This window comes from Streptomyces sp. NPDC023723 (genome assembly GCF_040639815.1).
Taxonomy (GTDB): domain Bacteria; phylum Actinomycetota; class Actinomycetes; order Streptomycetales; family Streptomycetaceae; genus Streptomyces.
Map to the genome: position 1 here is coordinate 1 of NZ_JBFAAP010000099.1, position 11,844 is coordinate 11,844.

The window sequence follows — 11,844 nt, forward strand, 5'->3', positions numbered from 1 at the left end:
GCGGGGCCGCGCCGGGCGGGGGGGGGGCGCGCGCGGGGGGCGCCCCGCGCCGCCGCGCGGGGGGGCGCGCCCCCCCGTCGGCCGGCCCCCCCCCCCCCCGCGTCCGGCCCCGGGTCAGCCGCCCGCGGCCAGGAACTGGGTCGCCGCCAGCTCCGCGTACAGCGGGTCGGACGCCACCAGCTCCCGGTGGGTGCCGACCGCGCGGACCCGGCCCGCGTCCATCACCACGATCCGGTCGGCCATCGTCACCGTGGACAGCCGGTGGGCGACCACCAGCACCGTGGTGGTCCGGGCCACGTCCGCCACCGTGTCCCGCAGCGCCGCCTCGTTCACCGCGTCCAGTTGCGAGGTCGCCTCGTCGAGCAGCAGCAGCCGGGGGCGGCGCAGCAGCGCCCGGGCGATGGCGACCCGCTGCCGCTCACCGCCGGACAGCTTGGTGCCGCGATGCCCGACCAGGGTGCCGAGCCCGTCGGGCAGCCGGGCGACCAGCCCGTCCAGACGGGTCGTCTTCACCACCCGGGCGACCGCGTCGTCGTCCACCTCCGGGTTACCGAGCAGCAGGTTGTCCCGCAGCGAGCCGGACAGCACCGGCGCGTCCTGCTCGACGTACCCGATCGCCGCCCGCAGCGCCGGCAGGTCCCAGTCGGCCAGCTCCCGGCCGTCCACCGCGATGGTGCCGGACTCGGGGTCGTAGAACCGCTCGACGAGGGAGAACACGGTGGTCTTGCCGGCGCCGGACGGGCCGACGAAGGCCGTCATGCCGCGGGCGGGCACGGTGAACGTCACGCCGTGGTGCACGTACGGCAGGTCGTCGGCGTAGCGGAAGCGGACGTCGTGGAAGGCGACGGTGGCCGGTTCGGTGCCCGGGGAGGGCAGCGGGGCGGCGCGCGGCGGCGGCTCGGCGGGCAGGCTCAGCGCCTCCTGGATGCGCAGCAGGGCCGCCGCGCCCGTCTGGTACTGGGTGACCGCGCCGATGACCTGCTGGAGCGGGGAGATCAGGAAGAACACGTACAGCAGGAACGCGACGAGGGTGCCGATGTCGATCGCACCGGTGGCGACCCGCGCGCCGCCCACCGCGAGGACGGTGATGAAGGCGATCTGGAGGGCGAGCCCCGCCGTGTTGCCCGCCGCCGCCGACCACTTGGCGGCCCGCACGCTCTGCCGCCAGGACTCCTCGGCCGCCGCGTGCAGGGCGCGTTCCTCGCGGTGCTCGGCGCCCGACGCCTTGACCGTGCGCAGCGCGCCGAGCACCCGTTCCAGCGCGGCGCCCATCAGACCCACGGCCTGCTGGGCCTGTTTGCTGGCCCGGTTGATCCGCGGCGCGATCAGCCCGATCACCACACCCGCGCCGACGATCACCGCCAGGGTGACGCCGAGCAGGACGGCGTCGACCAGCCCCATCATCGCGACCGTGGCGAGCAGGGTGAGCCCGCCGGTGGCCAGGCCGACCAGGGACTCGGAGGTGACCGTGCGCAGCAGGGTGGTGTCCGAGGTGATCCGGGCCATCAGATCGCCCGGCTCGGTGCGGTCCACGGCGGTGATCCGCAGCCGCAGCAGATACGAGGACAGGGCGCGCCGCGCGCCGAGCACCACCGACTCGGCGGTGCGCCGCAGCACGTACGAACCCAGCGCGCCCACCACCGCGTTGACGATCACCAGCGCCGACATGGCGAGCAGCGCGCCGGCGATGGCCCGGTCGTGCGACAGGTCGTCGATCAGTGCGCGGGCGACCAGCGGCAGCAGCAGTCCGGTGACCCCGGTGAGCAGCGTCAGCACGGCGCCGCCGAGCAGGGTCCACCGGTGCGGCCGTATGTAGCTCAGAAGCAGCCGCCAGGGAGGTGGGCCGGTCTCCTCTGCGATGACGCTCACGGTGCTCCTTCGGGAGGTCGGCGGGACGACTCAGATTACGTCGGCGGCGCCGTGCCGATGGCTTGCGGCTAGGGTCGGCAGAGATACCACCGTGGCCGAAAACAAGGAGTCAGCCCCATGGCGCAGGAAGTACGCGGCGTGATCGCACCGGGCAAGGACGAGCCCGTGCGGATCGAGACGATCGTCGTGCCCGATCCCGGACCCGGCGAGGCCGTGGTCCGGATCCAGGCCTGCGGCGTGTGCCACACCGACCTGCACTACAAGCAGGGCGGCATCAGCGACGACTACCCGTTCCTGCTCGGCCACGAGGCCGCGGGCGTGGTCGAGTCGGTCGGCGCGGGCGTCACCGACGTCGCCCCCGGCGACTTCGTGATCCTCAACTGGCGTGCGGTGTGCGGCAAGTGCCGGGCCTGCCTGCGCGGCCGGCCCTGGTACTGCTTCGACACCCACAACGCCGAGCAGAAGATGACCCTGGCCTCGACCGGGCAGGAGCTCTCCCCGGCGCTCGGCATCGGCGCCTTCGCTGAGAAGACGCTGGTCGCCGCCGGACAGTGCACCAAGGTCGACCCGGCCGTCGCGCCGGAGGTGGCCGGGCTGCTCGGCTGCGGTGTGATGGCCGGCATCGGCGCCGCGCTCAACACCGGCAACGTGGGCCGCGGCGACACCGTCGCCGTCATCGGCTGCGGCGGGGTCGGGGACGCGGCGATCGCCGGCTCGTTCCTGGCGGGCGCCGCGAAGGTGATCGCCGTGGACATCGACGACCGCAAGCTGGAGACCGCCCGTTCGATGGGCGCCACCCACACCGTCAACTCCCGCGGCACCGACCCGGTCGCGGCGATCCGCGAGCTGACCGGCGGCTTCGGCGCCGATGTCGTCATCGAGGCGGTCGGCCGCCCGGAAACGTACCGGCAGGCGTTCTACGCCCGCGACCTGGCCGGCACGGTCGTCCTGGTCGGCGTCCCGACGCCCGAGATGAAGCTGGAGCTGCCGCTGCTGGACGTCTTCGGCCGCGGCGGCGCCCTGAAGTCGTCCTGGTACGGCGACTGCCTGCCCTCCCGGGACTTCCCGATGCTGATCGACCTGCACCTCCAGGGCCGGCTCGACCTGGCCAAGTTCGTCACCGAGACGATCCGGCTCGACGAGGTGGAGCAGGCGTTCGAGCGGATGCACGGCGGCGACGTGCTGCGTTCGGTGGTGCTCCTCTGATGGCCGCCCGCATCGAACTCGTCACCACCTCCGGGCAGTTCAGCCTGGACGGCGGCAGCTGGGACGTCGACAACAACGTGTGGCTGGTCGGCGACGACCACGAGGTGGTCGTCATCGACGCCGCGCACGACGCCGACGCGATCCTGGCGGCCGTCGGGGACCGCCGGCTCACCGGCATCGTCTGCACCCACGCCCACAACGACCACATCAACGCCGCGCCGGCCCTCGCCGAGCGCACCGGCGCGGTGATCTGGCTGCACCCCGACGACCTCCCGCTGTGGCGGCAGACCCACCCCGGCCGGGAGCCCGACGGCCGGCTGGCCGACGGCCAGGTGATCGAGGCGGCCGGCGCCGATCTGACCGTGCTGCACACACCGGGGCACGCGCCCGGCGCGGTGTGCCTGTACGACCCCGGGCTCGGTGCCGTCTTCACCGGGGACACCCTCTTCCAGGGCGGTCCCGGCGCCACCGGCCGGTCCTTCTCGCACTTTCCGACGATCATCGACTCGATCCGCGACCGGCTGCTGACGCTGCCGCCCGGGACGAAGGTCCTCACCGGCCACGGCGCCTCCACCAGCATCGGCGCGGAGGCGCCGGGGCTGGACGAGTGGATCAAGCGCGGGCACTGAGGAACGCGCCCGAAAAGGCGACAGAAGATGTCCGGCTTCCGGGGAATCCTCGGGAAACCTCGGCGGGAACGCACGAGGACCCCCCGAGCAGAACGGAAACACCGGACATGGCAGCACCACTCGCGGGCCGGGTCGCCCTCGTCGCCGGGGCGACCCGGGGCGCCGGACGCGGCATCGCCGTCGAACTCGGCGCGGCCGGCGCCACCGTCTACGTCACCGGACGCAGCACCCGCGCCCGGCGCTCCGAGTACGACCGCCCCGAGACCATCGAGGACACCGCCGACCTGGTCACCGCGGCCGGCGGCCGGGGCATCGCGGTCCCGGTCGACCACCTGGAAGCGGACCAGGTCGCGGCCCTCGTCGACCGGATCGGCACGGAGCGGGGCCGCCTGGACGTCCTGGTCAACGACATCTGGGGTGGCGAAAACCTGTTCGAATGGGACGTGCCGGTCTGGGAACACGACCTGGACCGCGGCCTGCGGCTGCTCCGCCTCGCCGTCGAGACCCACGCCGTGACCAGCCACCACGCCCTGCCGCTGCTGCTGCGCCGCCCCGGCGGCCTGGTCGTCGAGGTCACCGACGGCACCGCCGACTACAACCGGGACCACTACCGGGTCTCCTTCTTCTACGACCTCGCCAAGACGGCCGTACTGCGGATGGCCTTCGCCCTGGGCCACGAACTCGGCCCCCGGGGCGCCACCGCGCTGGCCCTCACCCCCGGCTGGCTCCGCTCGGAGATCATGCTCGACCACTTCGGCGTACGGGAGGAGAACTGGCGCGACGCCCTGCCGGCCACCCCCCACTTCGCCATCTCGGAGACACCCCGCTACGTCGGCCGAGCCGTCGCCGCGCTCGCCGCGGACCCGGACGTGGCCCGCCACAACGGCCGCTCCCGCTCCAGCGGCGGCCTGGCCCGGGAGTACGGCTTCACCGACCTGGACGGCAGCCGCCCCGACGCCTGGCGCTACCTCGCCGAGGTCCAGGACCGCGACCGGCCGGCGGACGTCACGGGGTACCGCTGACGGACGGTCCACCCGCCGCTACGGTGAGGACCCGTGACGGACACCACACGGTTCACGGGACACGCGGCTCTGATCACCGGCGCGGCCCGCGGCATCGGCGCCGCCACCGCCGCCCGGCTCGCCGAGGAAGGGGCCCGGGTCCTGCTCACCGACGCGGACCCGGACGCCGCGGCCCGCACCGCCGGGGCGCTGCGCGCGAGAGGGCTGACGGTCCGGGCCCGGGCGTGCGACGTCACGGACCGGGCGGCCGTCGAGGCGGCCGTCGCGTACGCCGTCGAAACCTTCGGCACCCTGGACGTACTGGTCAACAACGCCTACGCCTGCTCGCCCGATGCCCCGCGCTTCGAGGACGAGCCCGACGACAGCTGGGCGCGGGACCTCGACGCCACCCTGACCGGCGCCTACCGCTGCTGCCGGGCCGCCCTGCCGCACCTGGCGGCCTCCGGGCACGGTGCGATCGTGAGCGTCGGCTCGGTCAACGGCGTACAGGACTTCGGCAACCACGCCTACAGCGCCGCCAAGGCCGGTCTCGCCTCGCTGACCCGCACCCTCGCCGGACACGCCGGGCCCCGCGGCGTGCGGGTCAACCTCGTGGTGCCGGGGACCGTGCGGACCACGGCCTGGGAGGGGCGGGACGCCGAACTGGCGGCGGTGCGGCGGCTGTACCCGCTGGGCCGGGTCGGCGAGCCGGCGGACATCGCGGCCGCCGTCGCCTTCCTCGCCTCCCGGGACGCGGCCTGGGTGACCGGCGCCACGCTCGTCGTCGACGGTGGCCTCACCGCGGTGCACGCCGGCTTCCGGCAGGCGGTGCGGGCGGCCGGGGACGCACCGCGCTGACCTGCCGGGCCGGACCCGGATGTGAACTCCCGCACAGCGAGCGGCATATGACGTGACCAGAGACACGGTCCGGTATGTCCGTTTAGCTCGCGATTACTCACGGTGCCTTCACGTGCCGGGCCGTATGCTTCACACCATGTCCACCACTGTTGATCCTTCCTCCGAGCGATCGGCTGCCGAGGTCAACGAGGAGATCCGGGCCCTGTGGCGCCGGTCGGGCGGGACACTGAGCGGCGAGCAGCGCGAGGAGTACCAGCGGCTCGTCCTGGAGTGGGCCGCCGCGGTCCCGCATCCGGTGAAGGCGGCCTGACCGCCACTCTCCCGGCCGCCTCTCGGCAACGCATCACGACTTCCGTCCGGGGCACCCCCACCGGATGGGAGCGCTTCTCGCACTGGCCTCGGCCGTCTGCTACGGCCTCGTCGACTTCGCGGGCGGCCTGCTCTCCCGCCGGGTCCATCACGTCACCGTCTCCTTCCTCGGCCAGGTCGGCGGGCTGCTGCTCGCCTGCCTGGCCGCGCTCCTGGTCAGCGCGCCCGCGCCGGCCCGCGCCGACCTGCTGTGGGGCGCGCTGTCCGGTCTCGGCAGCGGTACCGCCATGCTCTTCCTCAACCGGGGGCTGAGCCGCGGCACGATGAGTGTGGTCGTGCCGGTGAGCGCCGTCACCGGTGTCGCGCTGTCCGTGCTGTGCGGGGTCCTCGTCCTCGGCGACCGGCCGGGTTCCGTCGCCTGGGCGGGCATCGTCGTCACGGTGCCCGCCCTGTGGCTGGTCTCCGGCGGCGACGGCAGCGGCCGCGGCCCCGCCGTGACCGACGGGCTCCTCGCCAGCGCCGGTGTCGCCGTGCAGTACCTCGCCCTCGGGCAGGCCGGTCCCGGCAGCGGACTGTGGCCGGTGGCCGCCGGCCGCGTCGCCGCCGTGCTCCTGCTCCTGCCGGCCGTCGCCCGGCATCCGGAACGGCTGCGGACGCCGCCGCGCCGGAGCGCCGAGGCGCTGCTGATCGGCGCGGGCGCCGCCCTCGGCCTGATCCTCTACCTCCTCGCCGCCCAGCGGCAGTTGCTGGCGGTCGCCGTCGTCCTCGCCTCGCTCTACCCCGCACTGCCGGTCCTGCTCGGCCTCGCTCTGCTGCACGAGCGGCTCACCCGGCGGCAGACGGCCGGCCTGATCGGCGCGGCGGCGGCCACCGTGCTGCTCACCCTGGGGTGACGACCGGGCTCAGCCCCAGGTCGCCGAATAGCGACGCCGGTACGCCTTGCGGTCGTGCTCGGTGCGGATCCAGCGGGCGGCGACCCACATCAGCAGACTGCCGGCGGCCACCAGCAGGCCCGGACCGACGGTCTCGCGGTCGGTGAGGCGGGCCAGCAGCGTCGAGGCGTCGGCACCGGGCACCGCCGCCGTCCCGCCCGGCGCGGCCGCCCCCGGCGCCGACGGCGCGGCGGACGCGGCCGTCCCGGCAGCGGCCGGGGCATCGCCCAGCAGCCGCACACCGAGCGACTCCAGCGCCTCCGGCACCGGCTGGAAGAACGTCGTACCGCCCTTGGCGCAGTCACCGTTGCCGCCCGACGTGATGCCGAGCGCCACCCCTTCCGAGAACAGCGGGCCTCCGCTGTCCCCGGCCTCCGCGCACACATCGGTCTCGATGAGGCCGGTGACCGTTCCCTCCGGATAGTTCACCGTCGCGTCCACCGCCGTCACCCGGCCGTCCCGCAGCCCGCTGGTACTGCCGCTGCGGAACACCCGCTGACCCACCGCCGCCTCCCCGACACCGGTGATCCGCACCCCCTTGCCGTCGCCCACCGCCACCACGTCACCGCCGTCGCCCGCGTCGCCGTTCGCGTACTCCACCAGCGAGAAGTCGTCACCGGGGAAGCTCCCGGCGACCGTCGGCCCGACCTCGCGGCCGTCGGCGAACCACACCGATCCGGTCGGCCCGCAGTGCCCGGCCGTCAGGATGAAGTCGGCACTGCCGTCGGTCACGTTGAACCCGGCCGAGCAGCGCCCCGCCGTGGACAGGATGGGCTGCGCCCCGTTGACCCGCGGGGTGAAGGCGCCCTCGGTGCGCTCCGTGCGGACGAAGCCGCCGAGTTCCCGCGCCGCGTCCGTCACCTGCGACCAGTCGTCCGGCGAGACGGTGCTGTCACCCCGTACCACCACCTCGTTCGACCGGTAGTCCACGGTCCACGCGGTCCCGGCCACCCGGGGCAGCGAACGCAGGCTCGCGGTCGCCGACTTCAGCTCCCGCATGCTGTGCGGCACGCGTTTCGCGGTGGCGCCCGCGCGGCGGACCTCGGCGGCCGTCGCGGCATCGGTGACCGCGACCACCGGCCGCCCGTCCGCCCCGATCCAGTGTCCCGCGGTATGCGACACCCCGAGCCGGGCCACGAGTTCGGCCGCGCCCTCGGCCCGCGGGGCGGCGGGCTCGGCCGCGACCGCCGTGGTCACCATCGTGCCCCCGAGCAGCAGTCCGCCGACGGCCGCCAGCCGTACCGCGCGCCGGACGATGCGTCGTCGTGCATGGCTCATACGTGCTCTCCCGAGGCCGGAGCGGCGCGGTCGCCCCTCCATACGTCCGTGGGACCGGCGGCGTTCAGCCCGTGTCTTCTGGGCCATGACCGGTACGCCGAGCCCTGGCCGGGTTCGCCGGCCGGCGGTGGGGGCGGGACGGGCCCGACGTGCGGCGGACCGCCGTCGTCCCCGACGTCATGCCGGGACCTGCTGTGCGGCCCGCACAACCTCACCGCCTGGACGCTCCCCCTGAGGGGGCACCCCCAGCGCACCGGACTCGACGCCGACCGGCGGCCGCTGACCACGCTGCCGGCCGAGCGGCTGCCCGGTGTCGTGCACCACTCGGGGGAGGCCACCTTCCCCGCCTGGCTGGACTGCCGCGCGCTCGGCCTCGGCGACGACCCGGCCGGGGTGTTCCTGCGGCGCGGCCGGGTGGCCGTCAACTCCGGGCTCCGGTTCGGCACCGGCGGCGCCGGGCACGTACGGCTCAACCTGGCGACGTCCCCGGAGGTGCTCACCGAGGCCGTGCACCGGATGGCGGCCGCCCTGTCCTGAACGCGCCGGCCGAACGGGGCGGCCCCCTCGTGGGCGCCGGCGCCGGCGCCTAGACTGCCCGACCATGGACGAGGCGTCACTGGCCCGGCTCGGCGCGGGCCGCTATCTGCTGTTCACCAGCTACCGGAAGAACGGCACCCCGGTCGCCACCCCGGTGTGGGTGGTGCGCGACGGGGACGCGCTCGGTGTCTGGACGGTCGCCGACTCCTGGAAGGTGAAGCGGGTCCGGAGCCGCGCCGAGGTCCTGGTCGGCCCCTGCGACGTGCGCGGCAACCCGACCGGCGACCTGACCCCCGGGACCGCGGAGATCTGCGACGCGGCGACCACCGCCCGCTACCGCAAGCTCATCGCGCGCAAGTACGGGATCAGCGGCCGGCTCGTCCTGCTCGGCAGTCGGCTGCGCCGCGGCCCGAGCGGCACCGTGGGCATCCGGGTCACCCTCACGCCCCGGGCCGGCACCGGCACCTGACGGTCACTCAGGTCCAGGCCCGGTAGGGCTCGTCGACGAGCTGGAAGACCGGCTCGCCGCGCACCGGGTCCTTGGCCGTGGACAGCCGCACCCGGTCCCCGCTGTGGATGCCCAGCGGCGGGCCCATGACCCGGCCGCGCAGCACGAAACCCTCCGTCATCTCTATCAGCGACACATTGCGGGTCGCCGGGGTGTTGCGGTGCACCACGGTGGAGTGCCGCACCGTCCCGGTACCCGCGCTGCGCTCCGTGCGCAGCTCGCTGCCCCGGCACACCGGGCACAGCACCCGGTGGTACATGGCGGTTCCGCACCAGGTGCAGCGCTGGAAGACGAGGGCGTCGGTGGCCGGGGCGGCGGCTTCGAGCACCCCTGCCGCGGGGCCGGCGGTCTGCTGGGCGGCGCTTCCTGAGTGGTGGTGGTACATGCTGGTCAACCCCCTGCGCTCGGCCGGAAAGCCGCGTGCGCCGTCCCCGGGCACGCGTGTGCGCGGTCCCTGGTGCCACCGTGCACGACAGCAGAGTATGGCACTCAGTGTCAGTCGTAAAGGCACTCGGTACCACTAGCTGTCGTACGGTCAGTTCCGGCCGAGCCGGGACTCCAGTTCCCGCACCACCCGCCACAGCGGTGCGTCCCGCCGGGCGACGACCACCACCACGTCCTCGCCGCCCGCCGCGGCGGGCGGCGAGGACGACGGGCCGGTGCCGAAGGCCGTCTGCACGTACCCCAGCGCGTGGTCCACCGCCGCGCCCGCGTCGTCCACGCCGTCCGAACGCAGCCAGCCGCGCAGCGCGTTGTTGTGTGCCGCGACCACCGCCGCGGCGATCACATCGGCCCGCAGCGTCCCGTCCGGGCGGCCGGCGAACCGGCCGCGCAGATAGGCGGCGAGGGCCCGCTCGTAGCGCCACACCACCGACAGCTCGTAGGCGCGCAGCCCGGAGACCCGCTTGGTCAGCCGGTAGCGCTGCACCGAGAAGGACGGGTTCTCGGCGTACATCCGCAGCACCAGCCGGGCCGCGTCGCAGACCCGGCGCACCGGTTCGGCGTCGGCGGGGGAGGCGTCCAGGAAGGCGGTCATGTCGGCCAGGCACCGCTCGTGGTCCGGGAAGACCACGTCCTCCTTGGACGGGAAGTAGCGGAAGAACGACCGCCGTCCCACCCCGGCCAGCGCCACGATGTCGTCGACGGTGGTCTGTTCGTAGCCCCGCTCGACGAACAGCCGGAAGGCCGCCGCGACCAGGGCCTCGCGCATCGGCGGCCGTCCGTCGCGGCGCGGCGGCGCACTGCTGGGGTTCATGGACGCCGAACGTAGCACCTGACCGGCCGCGATGGCACTCGGTGCAGCCAATGGAGGAACTGAGTGCTCTCAGGGCGGGTGGTCACTTACGATCGGACCCAGTCGTCCCCGAAGAGTCCCGGAGTCGCGCATGCCGGCCGCCCGCCCCCGCCTCCTGTACGTCACCGACCTGGCCTACCGGGCCGGCGGGCGGCGGTACTGCGACGAGGACATCTTCCTCACGGCCCGGCTGCGCACGGAGTTCGACCTGGCGCTCTGCCACCCGCGGGACGCCGCGTCGCTGATGGACGCCTTCGACGCCGTCGTGGTCCGCAACAGCGGCCCGGTGCTGACGTACCCGCAGGCGTACGCCGCCTTCCGCGCGCGGGCGGCCGAGCGCGGGACCCGCGTCTACAACGAGCTCACCGGCCGGGCCGACATGGCCGGCAAGCGGTACCTGACGGAGCTGACCGAGGCCGGCTACCCGGTCATCCCGACCGCGGACGCGACGGACGGCCCGCACCGGCTGCCCGCGGCCGACCGCTACGTCCTCAAGCCCGTCCGCGGCGCCGACTCGGTGGGCCTGCGGACCGTCCCGGCGGACCAGGTGCTCGCCGCGCTGAGGACCGAGGCCGCCGCGGCGGGGGAACTCCTCGTCCAGCCGCACATCGACTTCACCTACGAGGTCTCCTTCTACTTCGTCGACCAGGACTTCCAGTACGCCCTGTACGCCCCGCGCCCCGACCGGCGCTGGGAACTGGCGCCCTACCGGCCCACCTCGGCCGACCTGGCGTTCGCCCGGCGCTTCATCGACTGGAACACCGTCCGGCACGGCGTCCAGCGCGTCGACGCCTGCCGGGCACCCGGTGGCGAACTGCTGCTGGTGGAGCTGGAGGACCTCAACCCGTATCTGTCCCTGGACGCGCTCGACGACGCCCGGCAGGACGCCTTCGTCGCGGCGTTCACGCAGTCGCTGCACCGGTTTCTGGCGGCCTGAACGCGGTAGTCGGACGTACATGGCGGAGCACACGGTGGACATGGACGCGTTCCTCGGCCGGCTCGACCCGGACCTGTGCGTGGTGACGGCCGCGGCGGGCGGGGAGCGGGCCGGCTGCCTGGTCGGCTTCGCCTCCCAGTGCTCGCTGCGGCCCCTCTGGTTCGCGGTCTGGCTGTCCGAGGTCAACCGGACCTACGAGGTGGCCCGCGCGGCGGAGTTCCTCACCGTCCATCTGCTCGCCCGCCCGCAGCGCGACCTGGCGGAGCTGTTCGGCGGCCGGACCGGTCACCGCACGGACAAGTTCCGTGACGTCAGATGGCACGAGGGGCCCGGCGGCGCCGTGGTCCTGACGGACGCCGAGGCGTGGTTCGTCGGGCGGATCGTGCGCCGGGCCGACGGGGGCGACCACGTCGCCTTCGTCCTCGACCCGGTCGAGTGCGGCGGCCGGGCGGCGGCGACGCGGCGGCCGCTGCTGGGGGCGCGGGA

Annotated in this window: 13 protein-coding genes and 1 pseudogene; 10 read left to right on the top strand and 4 right to left on the bottom strand. The window is 74.5% G+C overall.

The window, feature by feature from the left end:
- Positions 1-114 precede the first annotated feature (114 nt).
- Complete coding sequence (locus tag AB0G32_RS39610; RefSeq protein WP_361175655.1) at positions 115-1,869, bottom strand: ABC transporter ATP-binding protein; 1,755 nt, start codon at positions 1,867-1,869, stop codon at positions 115-117.
- 117 nt (positions 1,870-1,986) lie between these two features.
- On the opposite strand from AB0G32_RS39610, the gene AB0G32_RS39615 reads away from it, so the two are divergent.
- From AB0G32_RS39615 to AB0G32_RS39640, 6 genes are all read left to right on the top strand, one after another.
- The gene (locus AB0G32_RS39615; RefSeq protein ID WP_361175658.1) at positions 1,987-3,075 is read left to right on the top strand and encodes an S-(hydroxymethyl)mycothiol dehydrogenase; all 1,089 of its coding nucleotides are present in this window, start codon (positions 1,987-1,989) and stop codon (positions 3,073-3,075) included.
- Complete coding sequence (locus AB0G32_RS39620; RefSeq protein WP_361175661.1) at positions 3,075-3,704, top strand: MBL fold metallo-hydrolase; 630 nt, start codon at positions 3,075-3,077, stop codon at positions 3,702-3,704. Before AB0G32_RS39615 ends, AB0G32_RS39620 begins: the two co-directional genes overlap by 1 nt.
- 107 nt (positions 3,705-3,811) lie before the next feature.
- A complete protein-coding gene (locus tag AB0G32_RS39625) occupies positions 3,812-4,726 on the top strand; it encodes an SDR family oxidoreductase (protein ID WP_361175664.1) in 915 nt (304 codons plus the stop codon).
- A gap of 33 nt (positions 4,727-4,759) precedes the next feature.
- On the top strand, positions 4,760-5,563 hold the full coding sequence (locus tag AB0G32_RS39630) for an SDR family NAD(P)-dependent oxidoreductase (RefSeq protein WP_361175668.1): 804 nt from the start codon (positions 4,760-4,762) through the stop codon (positions 5,561-5,563).
- Positions 5,564-5,687: 124 nt separating this feature from the next.
- The gene (locus AB0G32_RS39635; protein ID WP_361175672.1) at positions 5,688-5,873 is read left to right on the top strand and encodes a hypothetical protein; all 186 of its coding nucleotides are present in this window, start codon (positions 5,688-5,690) and stop codon (positions 5,871-5,873) included.
- A 64-nt stretch (positions 5,874-5,937) separates the two neighbouring features.
- Positions 5,938-6,765, top strand: coding sequence for a DMT family transporter (locus AB0G32_RS39640; RefSeq protein WP_361175675.1), 828 nt, complete (start codon positions 5,938-5,940; stop codon positions 6,763-6,765).
- A 9-nt stretch (positions 6,766-6,774) separates the two neighbouring features.
- Here the strand turns inward: AB0G32_RS39640 and AB0G32_RS39645 are convergent, their stop codons facing one another.
- On the bottom strand, positions 6,775-8,082 hold the full coding sequence (locus AB0G32_RS39645) for a S1 family peptidase (protein WP_361175677.1): 1,308 nt from the start codon (positions 8,080-8,082) through the stop codon (positions 6,775-6,777).
- Between the two features lie 252 nt (positions 8,083-8,334).
- Between AB0G32_RS39645 and AB0G32_RS39650 the strand changes: the two are divergent.
- Positions 8,335-8,619 (top strand): annotated as a pseudogene (locus AB0G32_RS39650) (pyridoxal phosphate-dependent aminotransferase); the annotation flags it as partial.
- A gap of 64 nt (positions 8,620-8,683) precedes the next feature.
- The gene (locus AB0G32_RS39655; RefSeq protein WP_361175680.1) at positions 8,684-9,088 is read left to right on the top strand and encodes a PPOX class F420-dependent oxidoreductase; all 405 of its coding nucleotides are present in this window, start codon (positions 8,684-8,686) and stop codon (positions 9,086-9,088) included.
- 7 nt (positions 9,089-9,095) lie between these two features.
- Here AB0G32_RS39655 and AB0G32_RS39660 read toward each other — a convergent pair whose 3' ends face one another.
- Positions 9,096-9,512 carry a zinc ribbon domain-containing protein gene (locus AB0G32_RS39660; protein WP_361175683.1) on the bottom strand — a complete coding sequence of 139 codons (417 nt, stop codon included), beginning with the start codon at positions 9,510-9,512 and terminating at the stop codon, positions 9,096-9,098.
- A 150-nt stretch (positions 9,513-9,662) separates the two neighbouring features.
- The gene (locus AB0G32_RS39665) at positions 9,663-10,382 is read right to left on the bottom strand and encodes a TetR family transcriptional regulator (protein ID WP_361175686.1); all 720 of its coding nucleotides are present in this window, start codon (positions 10,380-10,382) and stop codon (positions 9,663-9,665) included.
- A 130-nt stretch (positions 10,383-10,512) separates the two neighbouring features.
- Between AB0G32_RS39665 and AB0G32_RS39670 the strand changes: the two genes are divergently transcribed.
- Both AB0G32_RS39670 and AB0G32_RS39675 read left to right on the top strand, forming a co-directional pair.
- The gene (locus tag AB0G32_RS39670) at positions 10,513-11,358 is read left to right on the top strand and encodes a hypothetical protein (protein ID WP_361175689.1); all 846 of its coding nucleotides are present in this window, start codon (positions 10,513-10,515) and stop codon (positions 11,356-11,358) included.
- 19 nt (positions 11,359-11,377) lie between these two features.
- On the top strand, positions 11,378-11,844 hold a 467-nt coding region (locus AB0G32_RS39675; RefSeq protein ID WP_361175692.1), incomplete at its 3' end, for a flavin reductase family protein.

Excerpts from the sequence above, each read along its gene's own strand:
- AB0G32_RS39615 (WP_361175658.1), top strand. The coding sequence starts at position 1,987 with ATGGCGCAGGAAGTACGCGGCGTGATCGCACCGGGCAAGGACGAGCCC.
- AB0G32_RS39620 (WP_361175661.1), top strand. The coding sequence starts at position 3,075 with ATGGCCGCCCGCATCGAACTCGTCACCACCTCCGGGCAGTTCAGCCTG.
- AB0G32_RS39625 (WP_361175664.1), top strand. The coding sequence starts at position 3,812 with ATGGCAGCACCACTCGCGGGCCGGGTCGCCCTCGTCGCCGGGGCGACC.
- AB0G32_RS39635 (WP_361175672.1), top strand. The coding sequence starts at position 5,688 with ATGCTTCACACCATGTCCACCACTGTTGATCCTTCCTCCGAGCGATCG.
- AB0G32_RS39640 (WP_361175675.1), top strand. The coding sequence starts at position 5,938 with ATGGGAGCGCTTCTCGCACTGGCCTCGGCCGTCTGCTACGGCCTCGTC.
- AB0G32_RS39645 (WP_361175677.1), bottom strand. The coding sequence starts at position 8,082 with ATGAGCCATGCACGACGACGCATCGTCCGGCGCGCGGTACGGCTGGCG.
- AB0G32_RS39655 (WP_361175680.1), top strand. The coding sequence starts at position 8,684 with ATGGACGAGGCGTCACTGGCCCGGCTCGGCGCGGGCCGCTATCTGCTG.
- AB0G32_RS39660 (WP_361175683.1), bottom strand. The coding sequence starts at position 9,512 with ATGTACCACCACCACTCAGGAAGCGCCGCCCAGCAGACCGCCGGCCCC.
- AB0G32_RS39665 (WP_361175686.1), bottom strand. The coding sequence starts at position 10,382 with ATGAACCCCAGCAGTGCGCCGCCGCGCCGCGACGGACGGCCGCCGATG.
- AB0G32_RS39670 (WP_361175689.1), top strand. The coding sequence starts at position 10,513 with ATGCCGGCCGCCCGCCCCCGCCTCCTGTACGTCACCGACCTGGCCTAC.